The 26391-nt window shown below is 40.3% G+C and carries 34 protein-coding genes; 25 read left to right on the top strand and 9 right to left on the bottom strand.

Annotated features, from left to right (window positions below; translation table 11 throughout):
- Positions 1 to 5: 5 nt before the first annotated feature.
- From ACLGGR_RS00630 to ACLGGR_RS00605, 6 genes are all read left to right on the top strand, one after another.
- Complete coding sequence (locus tag ACLGGR_RS00630; RefSeq protein WP_142944894.1) at positions 6 to 716, top strand: DUF421 domain-containing protein; 711 nt, start codon at positions 6 to 8, stop codon at positions 714 to 716.
- 225 nt (positions 717 to 941) lie between these two features.
- Positions 942 to 1520, top strand: coding sequence for a TetR/AcrR family transcriptional regulator (locus ACLGGR_RS00625; RefSeq protein ID WP_142944896.1), 579 nt, complete (start codon positions 942 to 944; stop codon positions 1518 to 1520).
- Between the two features lie 21 nt (positions 1521 to 1541).
- Positions 1542 to 4685, top strand: coding sequence for a bifunctional cytochrome P450/NADPH--P450 reductase (locus ACLGGR_RS00620; RefSeq protein ID WP_410972303.1), 3144 nt, complete (start codon positions 1542 to 1544; stop codon positions 4683 to 4685).
- Between the two features lie 193 nt (positions 4686 to 4878).
- On the top strand, positions 4879 to 5787 hold the full coding sequence (locus ACLGGR_RS00615; protein ID WP_024425124.1) for a trypsin-like serine peptidase: 909 nt from the start codon (positions 4879 to 4881) through the stop codon (positions 5785 to 5787).
- Positions 5788 to 6044: 257 nt separating this feature from the next.
- On the top strand, positions 6045 to 6425 hold the full coding sequence (locus ACLGGR_RS00610) for a sporulation protein (protein WP_410972606.1): 381 nt from the start codon (positions 6045 to 6047) through the stop codon (positions 6423 to 6425).
- 146 nt (positions 6426 to 6571) lie between these two features.
- Positions 6572 to 7420 (top strand): STAS domain-containing protein, encoded by an 849-nt coding sequence (locus ACLGGR_RS00605; protein ID WP_142944899.1) that lies wholly within the window; start codon positions 6572 to 6574, stop codon positions 7418 to 7420.
- A gap of 32 nt (positions 7421 to 7452) precedes the next feature.
- Here the strand turns inward: ACLGGR_RS00605 and ACLGGR_RS00600 are convergent, their stop codons facing one another.
- Positions 7453 to 7995: an IseA DL-endopeptidase inhibitor family protein gene (locus tag ACLGGR_RS00600; protein ID WP_142944900.1), complete on the bottom strand. Its 543-nt coding sequence runs from the start codon at positions 7993 to 7995 to the stop codon at positions 7453 to 7455.
- A gap of 294 nt (positions 7996 to 8289) precedes the next feature.
- On the opposite strand from ACLGGR_RS00600, the gene ACLGGR_RS00595 reads away from it, so the two are divergent.
- Positions 8290 to 8721 carry a hypothetical protein gene (locus tag ACLGGR_RS00595; RefSeq protein ID WP_410972302.1) on the top strand — a complete coding sequence of 144 codons (432 nt, stop codon included), beginning with the start codon at positions 8290 to 8292 and terminating at the stop codon, positions 8719 to 8721.
- 45 nt (positions 8722 to 8766) lie between these two features.
- Here the strand turns inward: ACLGGR_RS00595 and lexA are convergent, their stop codons facing one another.
- Positions 8767 to 9387 (bottom strand): transcriptional repressor LexA, encoded by a 621-nt coding sequence (gene lexA, locus ACLGGR_RS00590; RefSeq protein ID WP_034283422.1) that lies wholly within the window; start codon positions 9385 to 9387, stop codon positions 8767 to 8769.
- A gap of 158 nt (positions 9388 to 9545) precedes the next feature.
- Between lexA and yneA the strand changes: the two genes are divergently transcribed.
- The 6 genes from yneA (at position 9546) to ACLGGR_RS00560 (ending at position 13961) form a co-directional block, all read left to right on the top strand.
- On the top strand, positions 9546 to 9857 hold the full coding sequence (gene yneA, locus ACLGGR_RS00585; RefSeq protein WP_024425130.1) for a cell division suppressor protein YneA: 312 nt from the start codon (positions 9546 to 9548) through the stop codon (positions 9855 to 9857).
- A 17-nt stretch (positions 9858 to 9874) separates the two neighbouring features.
- Complete coding sequence (locus ACLGGR_RS00580; RefSeq protein ID WP_323650268.1) at positions 9875 to 10522, top strand: YneB family resolvase-like protein; 648 nt, start codon at positions 9875 to 9877, stop codon at positions 10520 to 10522.
- 69 nt (positions 10523 to 10591) lie between these two features.
- The gene (locus ACLGGR_RS00575; RefSeq protein ID WP_048240230.1) at positions 10592 to 10822 is read left to right on the top strand and encodes a DUF896 domain-containing protein; all 231 of its coding nucleotides are present in this window, start codon (positions 10592 to 10594) and stop codon (positions 10820 to 10822) included.
- Positions 10823 to 11009: 187 nt separating this feature from the next.
- Positions 11010 to 13013: a transketolase gene (gene tkt / locus ACLGGR_RS00570; RefSeq protein ID WP_251215347.1), complete on the top strand. Its 2004-nt coding sequence runs from the start codon at positions 11010 to 11012 to the stop codon at positions 13011 to 13013.
- Between the two features lie 198 nt (positions 13014 to 13211).
- Complete coding sequence (sirA, locus tag ACLGGR_RS00565) at positions 13212 to 13658, top strand: sporulation inhibitor of replication protein SirA (RefSeq protein ID WP_024425134.1); 447 nt, start codon at positions 13212 to 13214, stop codon at positions 13656 to 13658.
- Positions 13659 to 13742: 84 nt separating this feature from the next.
- The gene (locus ACLGGR_RS00560) at positions 13743 to 13961 is read left to right on the top strand and encodes a YneF family protein (RefSeq protein ID WP_003212379.1); all 219 of its coding nucleotides are present in this window, start codon (positions 13743 to 13745) and stop codon (positions 13959 to 13961) included.
- A gap of 262 nt (positions 13962 to 14223) precedes the next feature.
- Here the strand turns inward: ACLGGR_RS00560 and ACLGGR_RS00555 are convergent, their stop codons facing one another.
- The gene (locus ACLGGR_RS00555; RefSeq protein ID WP_369810454.1) at positions 14224 to 14397 is read right to left on the bottom strand and encodes an aspartyl-phosphate phosphatase Spo0E family protein; all 174 of its coding nucleotides are present in this window, start codon (positions 14395 to 14397) and stop codon (positions 14224 to 14226) included.
- Positions 14398 to 14605: 208 nt separating this feature from the next.
- Here ACLGGR_RS00555 and ACLGGR_RS00550 point away from each other — a divergent pair, with 208 nt between their 5' ends.
- Together ACLGGR_RS00550 and ACLGGR_RS00545 are read left to right on the top strand one after the other, a co-directional pair.
- Positions 14606 to 15313, top strand: coding sequence for a cytochrome c biogenesis CcdA family protein (locus ACLGGR_RS00550; protein WP_142944905.1), 708 nt, complete (start codon positions 14606 to 14608; stop codon positions 15311 to 15313).
- A 94-nt stretch (positions 15314 to 15407) separates the two neighbouring features.
- Positions 15408 to 15890, top strand: coding sequence for a CcdC family protein (locus ACLGGR_RS00545; protein ID WP_047203110.1), 483 nt, complete (start codon positions 15408 to 15410; stop codon positions 15888 to 15890).
- Positions 15891 to 15911: 21 nt separating this feature from the next.
- Here ACLGGR_RS00545 and ACLGGR_RS00540 read toward each other — a convergent pair whose 3' ends face one another.
- From ACLGGR_RS00540 to sspO, 4 genes are all read right to left on the bottom strand, one after another.
- On the bottom strand, positions 15912 to 16340 hold the full coding sequence (locus ACLGGR_RS00540; RefSeq protein ID WP_024427086.1) for a DUF2621 domain-containing protein: 429 nt from the start codon (positions 16338 to 16340) through the stop codon (positions 15912 to 15914).
- Positions 16341 to 16601: 261 nt separating this feature from the next.
- Complete coding sequence (locus ACLGGR_RS00535; protein ID WP_410972301.1) at positions 16602 to 17003, bottom strand: Hsp20/alpha crystallin family protein; 402 nt, start codon at positions 17001 to 17003, stop codon at positions 16602 to 16604.
- A 102-nt stretch (positions 17004 to 17105) separates the two neighbouring features.
- Positions 17106 to 17252, bottom strand: a complete 147-nt coding sequence (locus ACLGGR_RS00530) for a small acid-soluble spore protein P (protein ID WP_003211331.1) — start codon at positions 17250 to 17252, stop codon at positions 17106 to 17108.
- A gap of 17 nt (positions 17253 to 17269) precedes the next feature.
- A complete protein-coding gene (sspO, locus tag ACLGGR_RS00525) occupies positions 17270 to 17416 on the bottom strand; it encodes a small acid-soluble spore protein SspO (RefSeq protein WP_410972300.1) in 147 nt (48 codons plus the stop codon).
- 220 nt (positions 17417 to 17636) lie between these two features.
- On the opposite strand from sspO, the gene acnA reads away from it, so the two are divergent.
- From acnA to ACLGGR_RS00490, 7 genes are all read left to right on the top strand, one after another.
- Entirely contained in the window at positions 17637 to 20366 is a 2730-nt protein-coding gene (acnA, locus tag ACLGGR_RS00520) for an aconitate hydratase AcnA (RefSeq protein ID WP_251215345.1), read from the top strand.
- 66 nt (positions 20367 to 20432) lie between these two features.
- Positions 20433 to 20936, top strand: coding sequence for a TlpA family protein disulfide reductase (locus ACLGGR_RS00515; RefSeq protein WP_111291030.1), 504 nt, complete (start codon positions 20433 to 20435; stop codon positions 20934 to 20936).
- Positions 20937 to 21009: 73 nt separating this feature from the next.
- Positions 21010 to 21135 carry an FbpB family small basic protein gene (locus ACLGGR_RS00510; protein WP_003211002.1) on the top strand — a complete coding sequence of 42 codons (126 nt, stop codon included), beginning with the start codon at positions 21010 to 21012 and terminating at the stop codon, positions 21133 to 21135.
- 51 nt (positions 21136 to 21186) lie between these two features.
- Positions 21187 to 21330: an acid-soluble spore protein N gene (locus ACLGGR_RS00505; RefSeq protein ID WP_008357830.1), complete on the top strand. Its 144-nt coding sequence runs from the start codon at positions 21187 to 21189 to the stop codon at positions 21328 to 21330.
- Positions 21331 to 21342: 12 nt separating this feature from the next.
- The gene (tlp, locus tag ACLGGR_RS00500) at positions 21343 to 21585 is read left to right on the top strand and encodes a small acid-soluble spore protein Tlp (RefSeq protein ID WP_410972299.1); all 243 of its coding nucleotides are present in this window, start codon (positions 21343 to 21345) and stop codon (positions 21583 to 21585) included.
- 107 nt (positions 21586 to 21692) lie between these two features.
- Positions 21693 to 22115, top strand: coding sequence for an acyl-CoA thioesterase (locus ACLGGR_RS00495; protein WP_410972298.1), 423 nt, complete (start codon positions 21693 to 21695; stop codon positions 22113 to 22115).
- A 3-nt stretch (positions 22116 to 22118) separates the two neighbouring features.
- Positions 22119 to 22430 carry a hypothetical protein gene (locus ACLGGR_RS00490; RefSeq protein ID WP_251215343.1) on the top strand — a complete coding sequence of 104 codons (312 nt, stop codon included), beginning with the start codon at positions 22119 to 22121 and terminating at the stop codon, positions 22428 to 22430.
- A gap of 39 nt (positions 22431 to 22469) precedes the next feature.
- On the opposite strand, the gene ACLGGR_RS00485 is transcribed toward ACLGGR_RS00490, so the two are convergent.
- Both ACLGGR_RS00485 and plsY read right to left on the bottom strand, forming a co-directional pair.
- The gene (locus tag ACLGGR_RS00485) at positions 22470 to 22757 is read right to left on the bottom strand and encodes a HesB/YadR/YfhF family protein (protein ID WP_024425145.1); all 288 of its coding nucleotides are present in this window, start codon (positions 22755 to 22757) and stop codon (positions 22470 to 22472) included.
- 97 nt (positions 22758 to 22854) lie between these two features.
- Complete coding sequence (gene plsY / locus ACLGGR_RS00480; RefSeq protein ID WP_142944912.1) at positions 22855 to 23436, bottom strand: glycerol-3-phosphate 1-O-acyltransferase PlsY; 582 nt, start codon at positions 23434 to 23436, stop codon at positions 22855 to 22857.
- Positions 23437 to 23511: 75 nt separating this feature from the next.
- Here plsY and ACLGGR_RS00475 point away from each other — a divergent pair, with 75 nt between their 5' ends.
- From ACLGGR_RS00475 to parE, 3 genes are all read left to right on the top strand, one after another.
- Positions 23512 to 23640: a hypothetical protein gene (locus ACLGGR_RS00475; RefSeq protein WP_257995200.1), complete on the top strand. Its 129-nt coding sequence runs from the start codon at positions 23512 to 23514 to the stop codon at positions 23638 to 23640.
- The gene (locus tag ACLGGR_RS00470; RefSeq protein ID WP_142944913.1) at positions 23591 to 24004 is read left to right on the top strand and encodes a CoA-binding protein; all 414 of its coding nucleotides are present in this window, start codon (positions 23591 to 23593) and stop codon (positions 24002 to 24004) included. The genes ACLGGR_RS00475 and ACLGGR_RS00470 overlap by 50 nt, the downstream gene beginning before the upstream one ends.
- Before the next feature lie 417 nt (positions 24005 to 24421).
- The gene (gene parE, locus ACLGGR_RS00465; RefSeq protein ID WP_212039881.1) at positions 24422 to 26389 is read left to right on the top strand and encodes a DNA topoisomerase IV subunit B; all 1968 of its coding nucleotides are present in this window, start codon (positions 24422 to 24424) and stop codon (positions 26387 to 26389) included.
- Positions 26390 to 26391: the final 2 nt, after the last annotated feature.

Here is a 26391-nt window from a genome sequence, read left to right as displayed (position 1 = left end):
CTTGCATGCCTGACCATATTGAAGTCATTCTTCGGACGATGTTTGCTTTTGCGATTTTATTTGGAGGAGCACGTCTTTTAGGAAAACAAACCATTGCGCAAATGAATATTTTTGATTTTATTGCAGCCATCAGCTTAGGTTCTATTGCAGCGAACCTGGCGTTTAATACTACGCTCCCGCTTCAGCACACAACGATTTCCTTTGTGTCACTTGTCATGATTATTTATGTGATTTCCCTGCTTGCACTAAGAAGCAGGAAGATGAGAGGGTTTATGGCTGGCAAACCGACCCTTGTCATACAAAATGGAAAAATTCTTGAAGGAAATATGAAGGGGATGAGATATACTCTTGATTATTTAAATCAGCAGTTGAGAGAAAAAGACATCTTTGATATTAGCGAAGTTGAATTTGCGATGATTGAAACAGATGGGCATATGTCAGTGAAAAAATACCCTTCGTTTGAAAATGTCACGCGGAAGGACCTTCATTTGTTCATGAATGCAGAGCGTTATATGCCGATTGAAGTCATCATGGACGGAAAGCTCATCCAAAAGAACATACATGAAAATCAATTAACAGAGCAATGGATAGAAGAAGAGCTTAAAAAAAGGCAGTTGTCCTTAAAGGACATTGTTTATGCTGTTCGTTCAAGTAATGGAAACTTATATATCGATACATATGACGATCATATTCAGTCTCCAATTGATCAGGAATGAATGGTAGTGCTGATGACACCCACATGACACACATTTGACAATCTTTATAAGTCCTTTGGATGTCATGTGACTAGGTATCATTTCTTAATTATTATTATTTTCAGAAAATGTGATGACGTAATAAAATAAGTATGTTTAAGTATAAATAGATGAAATTAAAATATTAATATAATATACCGTTATCGGAATGAACGTTCATTCCTATATTTATAAGGAGGGGATGAAATGCCAGCAGTGACTGATAAACAAGAACAGATCATGAAGGCTTCGCTGGAACTATTTATTGAACGAGGCTTTGATGGCACCACAATGCCGATGATTTCAAAAAGAGCAAACGTCGGAGCGGGCACCATTTACCGTTATTTCGACAGCAAGGAGGCGCTCGTCAATATTTTGTACCAGCGCAGTCTCTCAGCATTTATCGAAAAAATGAACACAAACAGTCCAGATCCAAAGTTAAGTATCCGGGCGTACTTTAAGCATGTATTTTATTGCTTGGTTTTATTTACAAAGGAGAATCCAAGCGGGCTGTATTTCTTAGAGATTGATAAACGGTCTCATTACTTAGACGAGACGAGCAAAGAGAAAATGCAGCATTTGTTACATGAGCTTTTCCTAATCTTTGAAGAAGGGAAAAAGGATGGGATTCACCCAAACCTCTCAGGCAGAACCATTTTATCCATTGTATTTGGTGCTTTTGTGCAGCTGCATAAACAAATTCTTGCAGAAGAAATAGAGCCAACGATTGAATTTTTAGAGGATATTGAGCAATGTTTATGGCGTGCCATCAGCGTTGCATCTTAAAGAGATAAAGGGAGTGGGCATATGAAGCAAACATCAATCATTCCAAAACCAAAAACATACGGACCTTTTAAAAATATTCCCCATATAAAAAAGGGAGAGCTTTCTCAAACCTTTTGGCGGCTGGCAGATGAATTAGGACCGATTTTTCAGTTTGAATTTTCAAATGCAACAAGTATTTTTGTTTCCAGCCATGAACTTGTTAAAGAAGTATGTGACGAGAGCCGTTTTGATAAATTTATTGGAACTAGTCTCAATAAAGTAAGAGCATTTTCAGGAGATGGGTTATTTACGAGCTGGACAGAAGAACCGAACTGGAGAAAGGCTCATCAAATTTTGATGCCGGCATTTAGCCAGCAGGCCATGAAGGGCTATCATGAGATGATGCTCGATATTGCCACACAGCTTGTGCAAAAATGGCAAAGAACAGGCCGCGATGAAGAAATTGAAGTTGCTGAGGATATGACAAAGCTGACTTTAGATACGATCGGCCTTTGCGGTTTTGATTTTCGCTTTAACAGCTTTTATAAAGAAAATCAGCATCCGTTCATCGACAGCATGCTGAAAGGCTTAAATGAAGCAATGGAGCAGTCGAGCCGATTGCCGATTGCAGATAAACTCATGATCAAAAGAAGAAAAGAATTTGACCAGCATGTCGATTTTATGTCGCAATTAGTAGATGACATTATTCAGGAACGAAAAAAACAAGATAAAACGGGCGATGATTTACTGTCCCTTATGCTGCATGCAGAGGACCCTGAAACAGGTGAACGTTTATCCGATGAAAATATCCGTTATCAAATCATTACCTTCTTAATTGCAGGGCACGAAACAACAAGCGGACTTCTATCCTTTGCGATTTATTTCTTACTAAAGAATCCAGAGAAATTAATGAAAGCCGTCCAGGAAGCAGATGAGGTGCTGCAGGGCGGGCTTCCGACATTTAAACAGGTGCAAAAGCTAAGCTACACTCGTATGGTGTTAAATGAAGCCCTTCGCCTCTGGCCAACAGCGCCTACGTTCTCTCTTTATGCGAAAGAGGACACAGTAATCGGGAGGAAATATCCGATTCAAAAAAATCAAAGCGTCTCTGTTCTGCTCCCTAAATTACATCGTGATCAAGCGGTATGGGGAGAGGATGCAGAAGAATTTAAACCAGAGCGGTTTATGCACCCTGAAAAGATTCCGCAGCATGCCTATAAACCGTTCGGAAATGGACAGCGTGCGTGTATTGGGATGCAATTCGCACTTCATGAAGCCACGATGGTACTAGCGATGGTTCTGCACAATCTTGAATTGATTGATCATACGTCGTATGAACTGGATTTAAAAGAATCCCTGACAATTAAGCCAAATGATTTTAAAATCAAAGTGCGGCCAAGAAAGCAGCAATTCTTTATGGCGCCTCCGAAAGAAGAAGCGAAAAAAAGCCCAGCATCTGCTGAAGCAAAAGTAGCGAGTCATGGAACACCGCTGCTGGTCTTGTATGGATCAAATCTTGGCACAGCAAAGCAAATAGCGAACGAATTGGCTGAAGACGGGAAAGCAAAAGGGTTCGATGTGACCACTGCGCCGCTTGATGACTTTACACGCCAATTGCCAGATACAGGTGCTGTCCTCATCGTGACCGCTTCATACAACGGACATCCACCTGACAATGCGAAGCAATTCGTGGATTGGTTGACGCAGGATGAAGAGCAGGATTTATCAAACGTGACATTTGTGGTCTTTGGATGCGGAGATCGAAATTGGGCGAGTACGTACCAGCGGATCCCCCGTCTTATTGATGAGGCTCTTGAAAGAAAAGGAGCCAAGCGTGTAGCTGATTTAGGAGAAGGTGATGCAGGCGGTGATATGGATGAGGATAAAGAAACATTCCAGAAAACAGTCTTCGAACAGCTTGCAAAAGAATTTAAGCTCACTTTCCAAGAAAAGGGGAAGGAAAAGCCAAACCTATCAGTTGCTTATACTAATGAGTTAGTGGAGCGCCCTGTAGCTAAAATATATGATGCCTTTTCAGCTGTTGTATTGAAAAATGAAGAATTACAATCAGAAAAAAGCACGAGGCAGACAAGACATATTGAATTGAAATTGCCTGCTGGAAAAGCATACAAAGAAGGAGATCATATCGGGATTGTGCCGAAAAATAGTGATGCACTTGTTCAACGTGTGACCCACCGCTTTAAACTAGATCCAGAGCAGCGCATTAAGCTTTCATCTGAGAAAGAGGCAAGTCATTTACCATTAGATCAGCCGATTCCAATCAAAGAATTACTTGCCTCGCATGTTGAGCTTCAAGAGCCTGCGACACGTACACAGCTAAGAGAGCTCGCAGCACATACTGTATGTCCGCCTCACCGCGTGGAGCTTGAACAAATGGCTGGTGAAGCATATCAAGAAGCCATCTTAAAGAAACGAGTAACCATGCTGGATTTATTAGATCAATATGAAGCGTGTGAGCTGCCGTTTGTGCACTTTTTGGCGCTTTTACCAGGTTTGAAGCCGCGTTATTACTCGATTTCTAGCTCGCCAAAGGTAGATGAAGAAAAAGTCAGTATCACAGTGGCGGTTGTAAAAGGTAAAGCATGGAGCGGCAGCGGAGAATATGCCGGAGTCGCATCAACCTATTTATGTGGTCTGAAAGAAGGGGAAGAAGTAGCCTGCTTCCTGCATGAAGCGCAAGACGGATTCCAGCTGCCCCCTTCATCAGACATCCCGATGATTATGATTGGACCAGGTACAGGAATCGCTCCATTTAGAGGATTTGTTCAGGCAAGAGAAGTGTGGCAGAAGGAAGGGAAGCAGCTAGCCGAAGCCCACCTATATTTTGGCTGCCGTCACCCTCAGGAAGATGATCTGTATTTTGATGAAATGCAGCTTGCAGCGCAAAACGGAATTGTCCATATCCATCGTGCTTATTCTCGTTACGATGAGCAAAAAGTATATGTCCAGCATTTGTTGAAGGAAGACGGCGGCATGCTGATCGAATTGCTTGATCAAGGTGCTTATCTGTACGTGTGCGGAGACGGAAAAGTCATGGCCCCAGATGTAGAAGCTACACTGATCGATCTCTATCAAAACGAGAAACAATGCTCGAAAGAAACAGCTGAAAATTGGCTGACATCTCTTGCAAATGACAATAGGTATGTAAAAGATGTGTGGAGCTGACAAAGAGGAAAGACCGCCTATTAGGCGGTTTTTTTTGTTCTCATAGAAAGAGATCGATAGAATGAAGGTTGGGAAGATACAAAACACCTAATTTAAAAATGAAATATTTTGTAAAAAATAAGAATATTCTCTCATTTACTCCAATATGAAACAATCGTATGATTTTTTATATAGGACATAAAGGAGGAATATAATGAAAAAGGTGAAAATGTTACTCCCTTCTCTTCTCGTTTTTGGTGCTTTAAGTGTGCCTAGTTTTGCCCATGCCGCATCGGATTCAGTACTAACGTCTGATTATGACATGGTGACTTCTGATGGAAAAGTGATCTCTTCAAGTGATTTCCACAATGATACGAAAGCCCCCTCATCCTTTGACAAAGTGGATGATCTTTCTTCTACTGTTGGCGAAAAAGTAAAACCACTATCAAAATATTTAAAAGATTTTCAAACGAAAGTCGTCATTGGAGACGATGGTAGAACCAAAGTAGCAAATACAAGAGTGGCACCATACAATTCGATTGCTTATATTACATTTGGCGGCTCCAGTTGTACGGGGACACTCATTGCTCCTAACAAAATTTTGACAAACGGACACTGCGTATACAATACAGCATCGAGAAGCTATAGTGAAAAAGGAACTGTATATCCTGGTATGAATGATAGTACTGCGGTGAACGGTTCAGCAAAAATGACTGAGTTCTATGTGCCAAGCGGGTATATTAATACTGGTGCAAGCCAATATGACTTTGCCGTGATCAAAACCGATACGAACATTGGCAATACGGTCGGCTACCGATCCATCCGCCAGGTGACAAACTTGACTGGGACAACCATTAAAATCTCAGGATATCCTGGTGATAAAATGAGATCGACTGGTAAGGTGTCACAATGGGAGATGTCAGGTCCTGTGACGAGAGAAGATACGAATCTAGCATACTATACGATTGATACATTCAGCGGAAATTCAGGTTCTGCCATGCTCGATCAGAACCAGCAAATCGTTGGAGTTCATAACGCTGGGTATTCAAACGGAACGATTAATGGCGGTCCGAAAGCGACAGCTGCCTTTGTTGAGTTCATAAACTATGCGAAAGCGCAATAAAAAATAAAGCTTGTTTCCTTCATAGGGGACAAGCTTTTTTGATGGATCGATTCGGTAGGATTCATATTTCTAATCTGAGAAATTTGAGATAGAGAGCCTCTTCATTTTTTTCTCATGTCATCCGCGAACCACTCATACATTAAAATGACACATTTCCTTTCAGTCAAGATGATGCTTAAGATGGATGAGGAGGTCACGCGCTTTTGAAGATGAAAAGAGGCTGGATCGCTGCTGTCGCCTTATGTTTTGTGATATGGATGGGCACGTTGTTAGGTGGATTGGGAGAGAAGCAGGCAGCAAAAGGGGCGGATCGATATGATCATGTCATTCAATTTCCAAAGGAACGGTACCCTGAAACAGGCAGTCATATTCAAGAAGCCATTCGAAAAGGACATTCAGATGTGTGTACCATTGACCGAAATGGAGCAGATGCCCGCAGGCAAGAATCATTAAAAGGAATTCCGACAAAACCTGGCTTTGACCGGGATGAATGGCCAATGGCTGTTTGTCTTGAGGGAGGAAAAGGCGCAAGCGTTCAATATGTCAGTCCATCTGATAATAGGGGAGCAGGCTCATGGGTCGGCCACCAAATCAGCGGGTTTCCTGATGGAAAAAGAATATTATTCATTGTGAAATAAATCTGGAAAGAGTCTCCTTAGAGTGGGGGGCTCTTTTGTTTATCACCAGAGCCTATTCGAGCTAGCAGGGACAAAAGATTCAGTGATACAATCAATCTATAAGGGACAAAGACTGACAAGAAGAAAATGTGAAGGGACATATGCTTATGGATAAGAACCGTGCATTATACGATTTTTTTATGCAGCATGCAGAGAAGCTGACTGAAACATGGTATGAATCAATTGAGGATGATGATCCAGAATCCATATATCGTTCAACAGATTCCAGCATCATAGCAGAGCTAAAACGGCAGAATCAAGATTATTACCAGCATTTTATTAGAGCTATTATTGAAGACAAGACGTATTTACATACTGAATTTAAAAAATGGTCTGTGGACTTAGCCAGTGATCCGAAGCACTTAAATACACCTTTAGATTACGTCGTGAGAGAATACATGTCCAATCAAAAGGTGGTTCTGCATTACTTAAAAGAATTTATAAAACAGCGTCAAGATGAGATTGATATTGACCGCATCTTTTATTGGTATGATTTAATTTCCGAAGCATTTAATATTTCAATCCATGTGTTTATCCAGCAATATGTGAAAAATACTACGAAGAAGCTTGTGGCTCAAAGAGATATGATTTACGAATTGAGCTCACCGGTGATTGTCTTAAAAAGCCAGATTGCGTTATTGCCTTTAGTAGGTGACATTGACACAGCGAGAGCAAAGATTATTTTAGAAAATACGCTAAAACAGTGCTCACAAAAAGGTGTTCAGCATTTATGTATTGATCTATCGGGTGTTGTCATTATTGATACAATGGTGGCTCATCAAATCTTTGATCTTGTCACGTCACTTCGATTAATTGGAGTAGAGACGACCATTTCAGGGATTAGACCAGAAATTGCCCAAACAGCAGTGCAGCTCGGGCTTCCTTTTAATGAATTTCGCACGGCATCATCACTTGCTCACGCGCTGGACCGCATGACTGAATTTTCTCCAATATAAAAACCAGGCCGATGAAAGGCCTGGTTTTTTATTTAGATGACAGCGTCAATTTGTGTGACTTTCCAATCTTTTTGTACTTTTTCGTATGTCACAGTTCGTTTTACTTTGCGTCCATCAAGTGTTGGGACTGTGAATTCATATGTGCGGATCGTTTGTTTTTTTGAAATAAGTTTAGGTGTGGCTTTTTCCCAATTGAGCATGTTGTCTCCGTCACCGACTGGAACAGCCATTTTGCCTTTATGAACAATGAACTGATAATCTTTTAAACCATGTTTGATGGCATCATTAGTGAAAACTTCAGATAGGTAGCTGTTTAATTTTTTCTTTGTATCAAATGTTTTAGAAAGATAGTTGTACGTCATATCTTTATAGCTAAATGATTTTAATTTGACATTAGAATGTTCTTTAACTTTGTAGCCTGACATTGCACTCCAAAAATGTTCTCTTGCATCAAGGGCAATATGTAACGCTTCTTTATTTGTCAAAGCGGCTGATTTCTTGGAAGCGGCCAATGTTGTCGTTTGTAATGAGATCATAAGCATAATAGCAGTTAATAAAACAAATAATTTTTTCAAGGCAATTGCCTCCTTTTCTCAATGAAAACTTCTTATGTTACAAATGTTACAATAATTACAGTGATATTACAAGTATTAAATCTAAATGTTTTTTGTTTCTTTTGTTTCTAATTATATAACGTTTGAGGGAGACAAAAAGTTTTCATTTTTTTTATTTTTCTTCTTAAAGATTATTTAACCGTTCTAAAGAAGAACGAAACGTCTTTTGGAAAATTTCTATTTAGACGTTTAACACTCTTTTTTATTTATGACATATACTGTCGTGATGAATGTCTAAAGAAAGTGGTGTTTCGTATGTATCAACCGTATGAAGATATGTGGAATGGTTACTTATATGATAGGCAGATGCAAGGCTGGCCATCAAGTTCCTTTCCTCAAACTGGGGGTTTTCCTGGGTTTCCAATCGGGGGAGGGCACGGTTCAGGCGGGCAATCGGCACCGCCAGCTCCGCCGCAGCATATCATTTCGCAGTATCAGCAAGCACTCTCTCAGCCTCAAAGTATGCAGTCGCTTATATCTGCGCAAAGTGCAGGAGGTCATCAAGCTGTTCATTTTGCAGCGGGATGTAATAGAAGATGGACGCTTGTGTTCCTGAGAAACGGCCAAGTATTTTTAATGTTTGTCCTTTCCTCACAGCCTTTTGGCAGAACAACTGGTTTTATATGGCCGAACTTTACATTTGGCTCCTTCCCAAGTTCAAGTATTCTTGCATATTCTTGTGCATAAGAAAAAGCCGGTTCTCATCAGCAGCTGATGAAATACCGGCTTTTTTTAATGAATATTTCGAAATACGCCAATCACTTTACCTAGTATACTCACATTCTGTAAAATAATCGGTTCCATTGATGGATTCTCTGGCTGTAATCTAAAGTGTGTATTTTCTTTATAGAAACGTTTCACTGTCGCTTCATCTTCCTCTGTCATGGCGACCACAATATCTCCATTGTTAGCGGTGCTTTGCTGACGCACAATGACATAGTCCTTGTCCAAAATACCTGCATCAATCATACTTTCTCCCATAATTTCAAGCATAAACACTTGTTCATCTGGTGCTGCAAAAGTCTCTGGAAGAGGGAAGTATTCTTCTACATTCTCAACAGCCGTGATAGGCAGGCCGGCCGTTACTTTTCCGATGACTGGGACATTCATTACAGCACTCTTTGGAATATTCATTTCCTCTTCATCTAGTACTTCGATCGCTCTAGGTTTTGTCGGGTCTCTTCTAATTAAGCCCTTTGTTTCTAGTCTAGCCAAATGTCCATGGACCGTTGAACTGGATGCTAGACCGACAGCTTCTCCAATTTCACGGACGGATGGGGGATAACCCTTGCTTTTTACTTCATCTTTGATGAATTTTAGGATATCGAGTTGTCTTTTTGATAGCTTCGTCATCTTTTGCACCTCAAAACGTCAATTTTAAAGAAATTATAGCATGTTTTTCCTAACAGTACAAACATAGGTTCGAAAAAACGTTTGACAGAAACGTTTGTTCGTATTTATAATGAATGACAGAAAGAGCGAACACATATTCTATTAGGAGAGATGACATTATGAGGTTAAAAGAATCTATTATTTTTATTGGGGTATTCTCATTCATCGTTGGCATATTTCTCTCACTTATTGCAGTCACAAGCCATAATGATTCAAATCAGTATGTTAAAATAGAGGTTCAATCAGGTGATACTCTTTGGGGATTAGCTGATCAAGTAAATGACAGCAAATCAATCGACAAAAATGCATTTATTGACTGGGTCACCGAACACAATGATCTTGCTTCAACAGAAATCCAGCCTGGAGACATTCTTGTCATACCCGTCAAAAAAGAGCATCCAGTCGTATATCAGCTTGCAACAGTACAGTAGAAAGGTCGATTGAAGACATGAACGCAATCATTTATGCGAGAGTAAGTACTGTGAAAGAAGAGCAGGAAACCTCGCTGAAAAGACAAGAAGAAGAGCTGATGGCTTTAGCTGCCATGCACAAGATGAATGTGGTCAAAGTCATCAAAGAAAAAGCCAGTGGATACGATCTAGATCGTGATGGTGTGTTTGAAATGCTTGCTGCACTGAAGGAAGAGTCAATTGATGCAGTTCTGATCCAAGATGAAACACGTCTTGGAAGAGGACAAGCAAAAATTGCGCTTCTTCATTGTCTATTTAAAGAGAACGTAAAGGTGTACAGCGTGTTTCATAGAGGAGAGCTTGAGCTTTCAGAAGCAGATGAAATGGTCATTGAAATTGTAGGAGTTGTCGAAGAGTACCAACGGAAAATTCATAACCTGAAAATCAAGCGGGGGATGAAAAGGGCTGTTGAGCGCGGATATCAGCCTGAACTGAATTTAAGGCAGCAGGACAATGCACCTGGCCGTGAGCGTATTGAAGTACCGATTTCAGAAATTGTTCGATTAAGAAAAAACAACATGACGTTCGCCGAAATTGCCGCAACTCTTCAGGCATTAGGTTTTGACATTTCAAAAGCAACAGTGCATAGAAGGTATCAAGAATACGAAAAAGGCCTTACTACCTAAAGCGTGATTTGTTGTCAAAATGATTGATATTTAGTAGTATGTAGAGAAAATGCTTTAAAGGAGTTTGTCATGATTTCTAAAGAACAGCTTGCCAGAATAAATGAGCTTTCAAAAAAGTCGAAAGAGACCGGTTTATCAGACGCTGAAAAAACAGAACAAAAGAAGTTGAGAGAAGAGTATTTGAAAGCTTTTCGTTCTTCTATGAAAAATACACTTAAAACCGTTAAAATTGTTGACCCTGAAGGAAACGATGTCACACCAGAAAAATTAAAAAGAGAAAAAGATCAGAACCTTCATTAAGGCTGTGATTTCTTGAATTTTGAAAAGATGGGAAGAATATTCTCGTCTTTTTTCATATTTGCATAACTTTTTAGGTGATCGATAAACTAAATGTGACAAAATCCTTCTTTTTCAGCGTGAAATAGTTGTGAAAAAAGGACAGTAGATTTATGATAATGGTGTACACAAGATACGGAAGGGGATTTATATGGAAACGATTGAATTGAAATCTATTGCAACAATACGTACTCTCTCCATAGACGCAATTGAAAAAGCGAATTCCGGTCACCCAGGAATGCCGATGGGTGCTGCACCAATGGCATACGCTTTATGGACGAATCACTTAAACGTAAGTCCGCAAAATCCAAATTGGTTTAACAGAGACCGCTTTGTTTTATCTGCAGGACATGGTTCTATGCTTTTATACAGCATGCTTCATTTAAGCGGATACAACCTGAGCATCGAAGATTTAAAACAATTCCGCCAATGGGGAAGCAAAACACCTGGACATCCTGAATTTGGACACACAGAAGGCGTAGATGCGACAACGGGTCCTTTAGGCCAGGGAATTGCTATGGCAGTAGGAATGGCACTTGCAGAAAGACATCTTGCGGAAACGTATAACAAAGACAACTTTCATGTTGTAGATCACTATACATACAGCATTTGCGGAGATGGAGACTTAATGGAGGGGATTTCCTCTGAAGCTGCTTCACTTGCTGGTCATTTAGGCTTAGGCCGTTTAATCGTTCTTTACGATTCAAATGACATTTCTTTAGATGGCGACCTAGATCGTTCATTCTCTGAAAATGTGAAGAATCGTTTTGAAGCGATGAACTGGGAAGTTCTTTACGTGAAAGACGGCAACAACATCGAAGAAGTAACAGCTGCTATTGAAAAGGCGAAACAAAGCACAGACAGACCTACATTAATTGAAGTGAAAACAACGATCGGTTTCGGATCGCCAAACCGTGCGGGAACGTCTGGTGTGCATGGCGCACCGCTTGGCAGCGAGGAAGCAAAGCTGACGAAGGATGCTTACTCTTGGACGTTTGAAGAAGATTTCCATGTACCTTCTGAAGTGTACGATCATTTCAAAGAAGCTGTAAAAGACGCTGGACAGAAAAAAGAAGCAGCGTGGAATGAGCTGTTTGCGCAATACGAAAAAGAATATCCAGAGCTAGCAGCACAGCTGAAGCTTGCGATTGAAGGAAAGCTTCCTGAGAATTGGGATCAAGAGGTTCCTGTTTATGAAGCAGGTTCAAGCCTTGCCTCCCGCGCATCTTCAGGCGAAGTGTTAAATGGCATTGCGAAGCAAGTACCTTTCTTTATTGGTGGGTCTGCTGACCTTGCTGGATCAAATAAAACAACGATTAAAAACACAGATGATTTCGGGAAAAATAATTATGCCGGCAAAAACATTTGGTTCGGTGTCAGAGAATTTGCAATGGGTGCGGCATTAAATGGTATGGCACTTCACGGCGGTCTTCGTGTATTCGGCGGAACGTTCTTTGTTTTCTCGGATTACTTAAGACCAGCGATTCGTCTTGCTGCGTTAATGGGACTTCCAGTCACATACGTCTTTACTCATGATAGTATCGCTGTTGGTGAAGATGGTCCGACGCATGAGCCGGTTGAACAGCTTGCTTCATTACGTGCGATGCCTAATCTTTCAGTTATCCGCCCAGCAGATGGAAATGAAACAGCTGCAGCGTGGAAACTAGCTGTATCTTCAACGGATAAACCGACAGCACTAGTTCTTACTCGTCAAAACCTTCCAACGATTGACCAGGCACCAGAGAAGGCATATGAGGGAGTAGAAAAAGGTGGATATGTTGTGGTTGAAGCAGCTGATGCACAGCCAGAAGCACTTCTACTCGCTTCAGGATCTGAGGTTGGTTTAGCCATTGAAGCACAAAAGGCACTTGAAAAAGAAGGTATCCGCGCGTCTGTTGTCAGCCTTCCTGCATGGGATCGCTTCGATCAGCAGTCAGACGAATACAAAGAATCTGTTCTTCCTAAATCAGTACGTGCACGTATTGCGATTGAAATGGGCGCTTCACTTGGCTGGGAGCGTTATACTGGCCTTGATGGTGACGTGATTGCAATTGATAAATTTGGTGCTTCTGCTCCAGGTGAAACCATTATCGAGAAATACGGATTTACTGTCAGCAATGTAGTCAGCCGTGTGAAAGCGAAGCTGAATAAATAAACGATCTTCAAGCATCATGCTTTTTTGCTATCTGTTTGCAGAGCATTTTCACCCGCTCTGCAAACTTTTTTCTTTTTTCTTGTTTTTTTGACAAAACTAGTTTCTTCTTGCTTCATATATAGACAATTCTTTCTTTCACATTTTTGTATAATACAAGCAATAAATGAGATTGACGAAATGTGAAAGGAAGGGATAGACATGGAACGCCATTATTATATTTATTGGATTGAGGATGAATTTGCGCATCACTATTTTGGCAGAGAATCAATTTTGTTTCATTTGTTTGAGTCGTTACACTGGACGAACCGCACTGACGATGAGCTTGTAATGCTTGTGAAGCAAGTGGATTATGTGACGAAACGAATCCCTGCTTTTCATATGCACCAGCGTCTAATGAATAACTTAACGAACATTCACTATACACAAATAGGCTCGATTTACAGCGCCTCCTTACCAGATGGAAAAGGAACTGCAGCATTTATTATAAAAGACAGGTATATCCAAATGTCTGCTACTGGCAGTTATGAGGCAGAAGCAGTGTTTTTTGAAGTGCTGAGAAAAATCAGCCCTTGTTTTCTTGCGATGGACTTTAGTTCAAAGAAGCACGGGTGGCTTAATCCAGTAAAAGTGAGAAATTTTGTTTAAAAAAATAAAATTGAACGTGAAATGTTGTATAATAGCCTTTTGTTTAGTACACTTTATACGAGACAACATGAAGGAGGAAGAATTATGGATTTATGGGTTGTCATCCTTGTAGGCGTTGTTGCACTGCTTGCAGGAGTTGCACTCGGATTCTTTATTGCTCGTAAGTATATGATGAGCTATTTGAAAAAGAATCCACCGATTAATGAACAAATGCTTCGAATGATGATGATGCAAATGGGCATGAAACCGTCCCAGAAGAAAATCAATCAAATGATGAAAGCCATGAACAACCAAGCGAAATAATACGTACGATATTATGATCATAGATGGAACATGGTTATAAAGAATGGACAAGCGTTGTCCTTTCTTTATTCAATTCACCTTCATCAGACGCTTAAAACCACTGTACTTGCATGAATGAAGCAGGGAAGGTGGTTTTTATTATGGCGTCAAGCAGTATGTGAAAAAACAAAAAACCCCTATGTCAGAGGTTTTTGTTTCGTTTATGGTCACCATATCAACTGTTCTAATAATTGTGCGGCATGATTGATATCATGAAGTATGATTAGTTGGCTGAGTTTGAGTGTAAGTGTCGTTGATATTGTAAGAGGAGATGATCTAGCTGCTGGCTATGTTCGATGGTCACTGTTGATGTCATCCCATTGTGCAAGACAACTTTCATCAGCTCTTCTCTTTTTTCTTCGATTTGAGTTAATAATGATGTTTTTACCAAAGTCATGTTCCTTTCATGCAAATCTTGATAAAAAGAATCGATTCTATTATATCCATTTTAAGGTTTATTTTCAAATTTAAAGGATTCGTTATCTTGATGTCAAATTAAATTATATAAGGTTTTAAGAGAATAGACCATCTTTATTGAGGTGATGTAAAAAAAATGAAATGATTTTGTCATCTCTTATTGTATATTGTAAGAAGGGGGTGTTCTTTTGACAGATTTGAATTACTTTTTAGCATTTGGAGCAGGATTTCTTTCTTTTATTTCACCATGCTGTCTGCCGCTTTATCCAGCATTTTTATCGTATATTACTGGCGTTAGTATAGATGAAGTGAAATCTGAGAAGGTGATGCTGAGAAGAAGAAGTCTGCTTCATACATTATTCTTTTTAGTTGGGTTCTCTATTATATTTATTGCGATTGGCTTTGGGACATCGTTTGTCGGGAAGTTTTTTAATGATTATCATCAAGCGATTCGTCAAATTGGAGCCATCCTCATTATTTTCTTTGGTTTTATGACTCTTGGCGTTTTTAAGCCTTCTTTCCTTATGGGCGAAAAGAGAATACAGTTCAAAAATCGTCCTGCTGGTTTTTTTGGATCCATTCTCATCGGAATGGGCTTTGCCGCTGGATGGACACCTTGTACTGGACCTATTTTATCCGCTGTCATCACACTGGCGAGTAACAATCCTGAGTCGGCGGTGATGTATATGCTTGCGTATGTCTTTGGATTTGCCGTCCCGTTTTTTATTCTCTCCTTTTTCATTACGAAAATGGCGTGGATCAGAAGGCGTCAGCAGCTCATCATGCGAATTGGCGGGATCATTATGATTGTGGTAGGGATTATGCTGTTCTTTGATCTTCTCACATGGATAATCATCATGTTCTCATCATTGTTTGGCGGGTTTACAGGCTTTTGAAATCGTTTTCTACAGTCGCGGCGAATGGTTTTTTTTCGTCAATTGGAGTATATTATACATAGGCTGACCTTAAAGAATAAAGGAATGATTTGATATGATGATCTTGATCTCTTCTATAATAGCGATATGTATGGCAGTGGCCGTCATGTTTATTCGCATTAAGTCATCTGCAAAACCTGCAACTGCGAAAAAAATTATTTTACCTCCTATTTTCATGAGCACTGGTGCACTGATGTTTTTCGTTCCTATGTTTCGGGTAACTGGAGCTGAATTTCTAGAAGCGATCACAGTGGGGATGTTTTTCTCTATATTTTTAATCAAAACATCGAAGTTTGAAATTAGAGGCAATGATATCTACTTAAAGCGTTCAAAAGCATTTGTGTTCATTCTCATTGGACTTCTTGTCCTTCGTATCGGAATGAAGACCATCCTGAGTTCTTCTATTGATTATGGTTCATTAAGCGGGATGTTTTGGATTCTTGCCTTTGGCATGATCGTGCCTTGGCGGGTTGCCATGTATTTATCATTTAGAAAGCTGTCCAAACAATTAGATCCGCAGCAGATTCAAATGAATTAAACCTCCTTTTCATAAAGGAGGTTATTTTAATAACGATTCATATGGCGAGTGATCAATGTTTTTTTCTTGAAGGCGCTTCAGTAAAAACTTATGATCCCGCTTCGGTGTAGCCATAATGTAGCCGCGAATGATTAAGTCTAAATTAATGCTGGCAGCCTGTTCTTTTAATGCCAGCTCGCCGATTTTACCCGCTATTTTTTCTTTGGCAACATCTCTAAACAGCTCTGGAACAGGTAATACGAGTTCATTTAACAGCTGTTTGTCCTCATCCCGCCATAGGTGAAGGCTTTTTTGAATATATTCATCCTGCCAATCAAGCTCTGATTTCCCATCTTCCTTTGGCAATCGTTTTAAAAATTTGCGAAACATAAAAAAGCCACCGATTGCGAGTAATCCGATCATCACTGTACCCCAAAATAAAATGAACCACAAAAACCAGCCGCTTAACATGTTCTCACTCCTTATACCCCTTATCTCTCTATTTTATATTACATGAAGAGAGGATAGAAGAAAATAACAAAAATGTATGTCTATGATCTCTATAATCGCCCTTTTTCATTGATAGCCGCCCATTTACTAGAATGACCCAAACCAATTAATAGAAAAAGAATACATTATCATATAGCGACTCTACTATTTGGCCATGGTGGTTCGCAAAAGGTATTGACTTGAAACGAACGGAAGAGAGCCCACCTAAATGAAGGTGGGCTCTTAATGTTTGAAGTGCGGGATTTGAAAGGAAAAAGCACCGTTTGGATGGTCGGAACATTTTTTAATTTTTATCGATATGATTCGGTTTTCATAATCTGTTTCAATGTCTTTGTCGTTTAGATAAAAAGGGAGCATCACGCTTTTTTCAATTAGCTGTTCGCCTTCACCGTTTGGTTTTTGTACTGTGTAAGTCATTGTCAGCTCATGTCCAGCGAAGGTCAGTTTTACATCAGTAATCGATAGGGTGGAGACATCGATTTCGATAATATAATCACGGCTTGTTTCATAAAGATCAATTGGGAGGTGTTCATCATACCAGGCAAATGGATCATCCATTAAAACATTGAGCCAATCGTCTATTTCAAGAAAATCAGAGGAATTCGATTGCTTTTCATTCTCCATAAACACTCCTCCATCACATCTCATAATAAATCATATGATGAAAATGGAAATGTGTGAAAGACCTAAAACATCCCGTTTGGTCACGGGATGAGAGAGGAATGCTTACATATCATGATGAGAATTGTGCTTTTGTCTTGTATGGTTGCGGTTTTTCACTTTTTTACTGCCTGATAATGGCTCAGGCTGTCCGCCTTGATGCTCCTTAGGAGAGTTTTGACGGATGTCTTTCCCTGTGTTTTTATTGGTCATGATTTTTTGGCTCCTTCTTATTGATTCTTTTTGCGTTTTTTATTGTTTTGTCTTTGTTCTTCTGTTAAAACGAGTTGATCATCTGCCGTATAGCCTGCGCCATTACCCTGGCTTTTGGCTGCGTTCATGCCATTAATGACATGATTTGCTTTGCGTTTTGTCATGTTCTATCACCTCATTTGTAGTATGAGCCCGCTCCGCTTCGTTTATGAAGAGTAATCATTTCCTAATGATAAGTTAAACTTATTGAATTTAATAAAAGCATTGTTATTTACTTATGTATGAATTTGTTTTAAGATGAAATTGTGAGAAAATTGTGGTGAAATACGACGATTTTTCTGAGAATTGAAATTGATCTTGATCATCAAAAGGGGGATTTTGGACATGTCGAAACAGCAGCAAGTCGCTAAACAAGACGCTTTTCAATCTAGAAAAACGTTTTCGACAAATGGGAAAACGTATCACTATTATTCGTTAGAAGCACTAGAGAAACAAGGAATCGGAAATGTTTCTAAGCTGCCTTATTCCATTAAGGTACTTTTAGAATCAGTGCTTCGCCAAGTAGACGGTAGAGTGATCAAGAAGGAACACGTTGAAAACTTGGCAAAATGGGGAACTGCCGAGGTAAAAGAAATTGATGTTCCATTTAAACCTTCTCGTGTTATTTTACAAGACTTCACGGGTGTACCAGCCGTCGTTGACCTTGCTTCTTTAAGAAAAGCAATGGCAGATGTAGGTGGGGATCCGGATAAAATCAACCCTGAAATTCCAGTTGACCTTGTTATTGACCACTCAGTACAAGTTGATAAAGCTGGAACTGAAGATGCATTAAACATTAACATGGATTTAGAATTCGAACGTAACGCAGAGCGTTATAACTTCCTTAGCTGGGCAAAGAAAGCGTTTAATAACTATCAAGCTGTTCCGCCTGCAACAGGAATTGTTCACCAAGTGAACTTAGAGTATCTTGCAAGTGTTGTTCATGCGATTGAAGAAGATGGCGAGATCATCACTTACCCAGATACTTTAGTTGGTACTGACTCTCATACAACGATGATTAACGGTATCGGTGTACTTGGATGGGGCGTTGGCGGTATCGAAGCGGAAGCTGGTATGCTTGGTCAGCCTTCATACTTCCCAGTACCAGAAGTTATTGGTGCTAAATTAGTTGGAGAGCTTCCAAACGGAACAACTGCAACTGACCTTGCATTAAAAGTTACACAAGTTCTTCGTGAAAAAGGCGTAGTTAACAAATTCGTTGAGTTCTTCGGACCTGGTGTTGCACAATTGCCATTAGCAGATCGTGCAACAATTGCGAACATGGCGCCAGAATACGGTGCAACTTGCGGATTCTTCCCAGTAGATGAAGAAGCGCTTGCTTACCTTCGCCTTACTGGACGTGATGAAGAGCAAATTAATATCGTTGAAGAATATTCTCGCGCAAATGGCTTATTCTATACGCCAGATGCAGAAGAGCCAATCTTTACTGATGTTGTGGAAATTGATCTTTCTCAAATTGAATCAAACTTATCTGGTCCAAAACGTCCACAAGATTTGATTCCACTTTCTCAAATGAAAGAGACGTTCCATAAACATATCGAAAGCCCAGCTGGTAACCAAGGGTTTGGCTTAGATAAATCAGAGCTTGATAAACAAATCGAATTTGATCTTGCAAACGGTGAAAAAGCTGTGATGAAGACAGGTGCGATTGCGATTGCGGCGATTACGAGCTGTACGAATACATCGAACCCATACGTTTTAATCGGAGCAGGTCTTGTTGCGAAGAAAGCAAGTGAGCTCGGTATGAAGGTGCCGAACTACGTGAAAACGTCACTAGCGCCAGGTTCTAAAGTTGTAACAGGATACCTTGTGAATTCAGGACTTCTTCCATATTTAAGAGACCTCGGATTTAACATTGTTGGCTATGGCTGTACAACATGTATCGGAAACTCAGGACCGCTTGCGCAAGAAATTGAGGATGCTGTCTCTGAAAATGATCTGCTGATTACTTCTGTTTTATCAGGTAACCGTAACTTTGAAGGTCGTATCCATCCACTTGTGAAAGGGAACTACCTTGCATCTCCACCATTAGTTGTGGCTTATGCACTTGCTGGTACGGTGAATATTGATTTAACAAAAGATCCTATCGGTGTCGATAAAAATGGCGAGAACGTTTATTTCAATGACATTTGGCCATCAATGGATGAAATCAACAGCGTCGTTAAAAGCACTGTCACACCTGAGCTGTTCCGTTCAGAGTATGAAACTGTTTTTGACAACAATGACCGCTGGAATGAAATTAAAACGACGGATGATGCATTGTACAAATGGGATGAAAATTCCACATACATTGATAACCCGCCATTTTTTGAAAACCTATCAGTTGAACCTGGTAAAGTTGAACCGCTTAAAGGCTTGCGCGTCGTTGCGAAGTTTGGTGACTCTGTCACAACTGACCACATTTCTCCTGCTGGAGCGATTGGTAAGGACACACCTGCGGGCAAATACTTGCAAGAAAGAGGCGTGTCGCCTAGAGACTTTAACTCATATGGATCCCGCCGTGGTAACCACCATGTCATGATGAGAGGTACTTTTGCAAACATCCGTATTAAGAACCAAATTGCACCAGGAACAGAAGGCGGATATACAACCTACTGGCCAACTGGTGAAGTGACATCCATTTATGATGCATGCATGCGTTATAAAGAAGATGGTACGGGTCTTGCGATCTTAGCAGGTAAAGACTACGGAATGGGTTCTTCACGTGACTGGGCTGCAAAAGGAACAAACCTTCTTGGAATTAAATTTGTTCTAGCTGAAAGCTTTGAGCGTATCCACAGAAGTAACCTTGTCTTCATGGGCGTACTTCCTTTGCAGTTTAAAGACGGAGAAAGTGCAGAAACTCATGGTCTAACAGGAACAGAAACATTTGAAGTTCATGTTGACGAAACAGTTCGTCCGCGTGATCTCGTCACTGTGAAAGCAATTGACACAGATGGCAACGAGAAAACATTTGAAGTGGTCGTTCGCTTTGACAGTGAAGTTGAAATTGACTACTATCGTCATGGCGGTATCCTTCAAATGGTACTTCGCGAAAAATTGGCAAGCAACTAATACAGCAAAGAAGAGAAGGCGATTCAACAGCTTTCTCTTCTTTTTTAAAATAGTGGAGGATCAATCATGTGGAAAAAAGGAATGGCAAGCGCTGTTTTACTTGTGTTGATTGGTTTACTTGCGTGGAATTTATTTGGGCCAAAAGAGCCCGCAATCGGTCTTGAAAAAGGGGATCAAGCCCCTGATTTCGAACTGAAAACCCTTGACGGCAAAACCGCCTCGTTATCTGATTACCGAGGGAAAAAGGTGCTCGTCAATTTCTGGGCGACATGGTGTAAGCCGTGCAGGACGGAAATGCCGGATCTAGACGCAATTAGGAGCGAAAATGACGGGGTCGAAGTACTAGCGGTGAATTTGACGACCACTGAAAAGAGTGTCGATCATGTGGCAGCATTCACAAAAGAATTAAAGCTGAGCTTTCCTGTTTTATTGGACCAAAAAGGCATTCAAGCAAGATATCAGGTGCTCTCATACCCAACGACATACATATTAGATGAAAAAGGACGCATCATGTCTGTGAAGCATCAAATGCTGACAAAAAAAGAAATTGAAAAAGAGCTGGATCTATAATGATTCAGCTCTTTTGCTTATTTTCTAAATGTTTTGGCGAAAATGTAATCATACATATTTGGAGGTGAGTGGAATGAGAAGAAGAAAACGACGCACATTTGAAGAGCTTGTGCTTGAAAATAAAAAAGAATTATTAAGCAATGAGGAATTTTTAAACCAGCTTGAAGAAAAGTTGGAAGAGCGATTTAGACAAAAATAAGTTATGAATTATCCGTTTTCGTTCATCCTAAAGAAGAGGGAGGGATGAATGATGGGTAGAGAGCATGATAAACAAGCACAGTTTACACCTGACCATTTAGGGACGAAGCCTGTAGCATACAAACGGAATAAAGGTAAAAAGATGCATAATAAATCAAATGAACAGCCTGATGTGATACAGACGAAGGGTGAATAAGGAGGAATCGTGATGAATGACAAGTCATATAAATCCAATCCAGATGATCGTTCTGATAATGTTGAAAAGCTGCAAGATATGATCGAGAACACACTTGACAATATTGATGAATCTGAAGCAGCGATGTCCCTTTCGACAGATGCAGAAAAGCAAATGATCAAACAAAAAAATGAAAACCGCAAAATGAGTATTGATGCGATGCGTTCTGAGATCAAGGACGAAGAAGCGGCAAGAAAGAATGGCTATACCGAATAAACCAGGGATTCCTGGTTTATTTTATTGCCTCTTTTTAGAAGAACCATTTGGAATGTGGTAAAATTGCAAAGACAGACCTTAGGTTTTGATAGGAGAGCGATGAAAACGTGTATATATCCAAAAAAGAAATAGAAGTCCGTTATGCAGAAACAGACCAAATGGGCATCGTGTATCATGCCAATTATTTAGTCTGGATGGAAGTCGGCAGAACAGCATTGATTAAAGAATTAGGTTTTTCCTATGCGCAGCTAGAAGCAGACGGTGCTCTTGCACCTGTGATAGACTTACAGGTTCAATATAAAAAACCATTGCTGTATGGTGAAACAGCAACCGTTCATACATGGATTGAAGAATATAATGGTCTCAAAACGGTGTATGGCTATGAAATTCAAAAACCTGATGGACATACAGCGATTACAGGGACAACCACGCATATTTGTGTAGATAAAGACACTTTTAGACCTATTCAATTTAGAAAAGCCTTTCCTGCCTGGCATAAAGTATATGAACAGTCGAAGAAGCAGGTTTAATTCATGGCTTTTGGTATTAAACGAAGCGATTTAAACGCTTGGAAAACAGATGTCCAGCAAGGGAAAGTTGCTTTTTTAACACACTATTGGCTCGATGACCGTTTTCCAAATGCCAATACCGTCACCAAAGCAGCCTGTCAGGATATGAAGCAGTTAGTTGAATGGGGAGAAAGACATGGCCTAAAAAAAGAATGGATCCATGACCGCGCAGGGTTTCCTCATTTTGACCTCATCGGAGAACCGCAAAAAAGAATTCTGCAAAAGGAACGGTCTTTAGGAAACATTCATGAGTATGGGCTGTATATTGAAGTGTAAAACAAAAAAGATACCCGAGGGATGAGGTATCTTTTTTGTTTATTCATAATGAAATTCTGGTTCTTTCACGGATTCGTTATAATCAATATGCAGATCATGGTTGTCAAAGTACCAAATATCACTTTCCTCAATGAAGAAAGTAATACCTTCTATTTCAGCGGTTGCGCCGGCATTTTGAGGTTCATCTTTTGCGACGCCGAGAGAAAAGCCTTTTTGTACATTACTGCACCCGCCATATCTCACAAAAAAGCGAACTTGATCACCTTTTTCTAAATCTAATTCATCCTTGTACCAATTGAGTGCATCTTCTTTTATCGTTAATTTCAATGTGATCGCCCCTTTTTGAAGTCATGCTGTTTTTAAAATGCAGGATGCAAAAACAGCTTTTCTTTACTTTTACCACATATTTAAATGGATGAAACGGCTAGAGCCATTTGATTTTCGGTTCAGTTTTGTTGAGAATTCGTTTGAGGTTGGCGATGTGTCTGTAGATCACAAAGCCAGCAAGAACGGCAACAACAATGATTAAGAATAGGTCTTTGGTGAATATGCTGTAAATGAATGTATAGATCCCGGTCAGCATAGATGATAGTGAAACATATTTACTAATGTATAAAAATAAGAAAAAAGCAGCGATCATCGTGATAAATAGGAATGGGGCATAAAATAGCAGCACACCGCCTGATGTAGCGACTGCTTTTCCCCCTTTAAATTTTGCAAAGATAGGAAAGCTGTGACCGATAACAGCAGCAACTCCTGCTAATAAGGGATGGATGTCCAGCTGCATGAAAAACGGTAAAGCTGAAGCAAGCGTCCCTTTTAGGATATCAGCAGTAATCACAATAGACCCTGCTTTTACGCCAAGTGTACGAAATGCATTCGTCGCACCTAGGTTTCCGCTGCCATGTTCACGGATATCGATTCCCTTTGCAGCTTTCCCGACAATGAGACCGGATGGAATACTGCCGAGAAGATAAGCCAAAATAAACATCAAAGCAATTAACATCTGCATAACTCCTTTATATTCTCCCTCTTGTCTTACATTTTAACATGATCTTGTGAAAAACATGGGGAACTTTTTTTGAAAAAATCGAAAGCAGATGGATTCAGCTTTGTTTTTAAGCAGAAATTCGCTAAAATAGAGGAAAAGGAGTGTCTTGATGAACAATCCTACGAAAGAAGAAATTGGCCGTATATTAAAGAGCAGTAAACGAATTGCTGTTGTTGGTTTATCAGATCAGCCGCATCGGACGTCTTATATGGTGTCTAAGGCGATGCAGGATGCCGGGTATGAGATCATTCCAGTGAATCCAACGATCGATGAAGCACTCGGTGTAAAAGCAGTCGCTTCTTTAACAGATATAAAAGAGCCTGTTGATATCGTCAATGTCTTTAGACGTTCAGAGTTTTTGCCAGAGGTGGCAGAAGAGTTTCTCGAAATAGACGCACCTGTTTTTTGGGCGCAGCAAGGCATATATCACGAAGAAGCGAAAAGGCTGATTGAGGAAAATGGCAAGGTCGCCATCATGGATTTATGTATCAAGGTGGCTCATGCGATGACAAAAACTCATTAAATCGTCAAAAATCCTTGGTTTTTCAAGGATTTTTGCTTTTTTGTTGAAGAAATATATTTGCGATTCTAGAAGAAAGCGATAAAATAAGGCGACAGGGACATATCGGCGGCCTTGCATATCGAGAAAAAGAGCGATAAGATAAATATAGAACGTTTGTTCTGTTTTGCTAAAACCATCATATGATTGCATTTGGCTTATGAAACAGTCTTGTTTATAATGGACTTCTAGTTCTGATTGCAGAATGTAGATTGATTCTCATAGCTGTGCAAAAGAGCATGTATTGGTGAATCACACATGCATGGTGATGATGCAGCTTATTAAAGTGGACAGTAATGAGCAGCATGATCATCATTAAAATCTAGAGAGATCATTTGATGATTAGCCGGTTATGTTTGTTAGTGAAAGGGGATTAAGCATTTGGTTAAAAAGCAGCAAGTAGATTATAACGATGATTCTATTCAGGTGCTAGAGGGACTTGAAGCGGTCCGTAAACGTCCAGGGATGTATATTGGATCTACGGATTCACGCGGTCTTCATCACCTTGTCTATGAGATTGTAGACAACTCTGTCGATGAAGTGCTCGCTGGCCATGGAGATCATATCATTGTCAAAATACATAAAGATAACAGCATTTCTGTCCAAGATAAAGGACGAGGAATGCCTACTGGTATGCATAAGCTTGGAAAACCGACACCTGAGATCATTTTAACGGTCCTTCACGCAGGCGGAAAATTTGGTCAAGGCGGATATAAAACAAGTGGTGGACTTCACGGAGTTGGGGCATCTGTTGTGAACGCGCTGTCAGAATGGCTCACTGTTACCATTGAACGTGACGGGTTTATTTATCAACAGCGCTTTGAAAACGGCGGTAAGCCTGTCACATCACTTGAAAAAGTCGGAAAAACGAAAAAAACGGGAACACTGATTCATTTTAAGCCGGACCCTACCATGTTCAGTGTCACGACCTATAATTTCGATACATTATCAGAGCGTTTAAGAGAATCTGCCTTTTTATTAAAAGGGTTAAAAATAGAGCTGATCGATGAACGGCATGATGTACAAGAAACGTTTTATTATGAGACAGGCATTGAAGCCTTTGTTGCTTATTTAAATGAAGAAAAAGATGTTCTAAGTGAAGTCGTCTCATTTGAAGGAGAGCATCAGTCCATCGAAGTAGATTTTGCTTTTCAATTCAACGATGGCTACTCGGAGAATATCCTTTCATTCGTTAATAACGTCAGAACAAAAGATGGCGGTACACATGAGTCTGGTGCCAAAACGGCCATGACGAGAGCCTTTAACGAATATGCACGCAAAGTGGCCCTTTTAAAGGAAAAAGACAAAAATTTAGAAGGCACTGACATTCGTGAGGGACTGTCTGCTATTATTTCTGTCAGAATTCCTGAAGAGCTGCTTCAATTTGAAGGGCAGACAAAAGGAAAGCTTGGGACAAGTGAGGCTCGTTCAGCTGTTGATGCTGTTATTTCTGAAAAGCTTGCGTATTTCCTTGAAGAAAACCGGGAAACAGCCACTCTTCTTGTGAAAAAAGCGATTAAAGCGCAGCAGGCAAGAGAGGCTGCTAGAAAAGCACGTGAAGAAGCGAGGAGCGGCAAGAAACGGAAAAAGTCTGAAGCAACGCTGAGCGGAAAATTAACACCTGCTCAATCTAGAAACCCGGCAAGAAACGAACTATACCTAGTAGAAGGTGACTCAGCGGGCGGGTCAGCAAAACAGGGGCGTGACCGTAAATTCCAAGCGGTGCTGCCGCTGCGCGGAAAGGTCATCAATACAGAAAAAGCAAAGCTTGCTGATATTTTCAAAAACGAAGAAATCAACACCATTATTCATGCAATCGGTGGAGGCGTCGGTGTCGATTTTAATGTAGAAGACATCAATTATGATAAAATTGTGATCATGACAGATGCGGATACGGATGGAGCGCATATTCAAGTGCTTCTCTTGACCTTCTTCTACCGCTATATGAAGCCGCTGATTGAGCATGGCAAAGTGTTTATTGCACTCCCGCCTTTATATAAAGTCAGCAAAGGCTCAGGGAAAAAAGAAATCATTGAGTACGCATGGTCTGATGAAGAAATGGATGACGTATTGAAGAAGGTTGGAAAAGGGTACACGATTCAGCGCTACAAAGGGTTAGGTGAAATGAATGCCGACCAGCTATGGGAAACGACAATGAATCCAGAATCGAGAACACTTGTCAGGGTCAAAATTGATGATGCTGCACGTGTGGAACGCCGCGTCACAACTCTTATGGGGGACAAAGTAGAGCCACGCCGTAAATGGATTGAAAAGAATGTCGCCTTTGGACTTGATGAGGAAAGCAACATTCTTGAAAATGAAAACTTGTCGCTAGCTGAGGAGGTTTAAAC

The organism is Bacillus sp. BD48, from assembly GCF_046566805.1.
GTDB classification, from domain to species: Bacteria; Bacillota; Bacilli; order Bacillales; family Bacillaceae; genus Bacillus; species Bacillus safensis.
The sequence above is the reverse complement of the archived record's forward strand: the minus strand, read 5'-3'. Positions and strand labels throughout refer to the sequence as shown.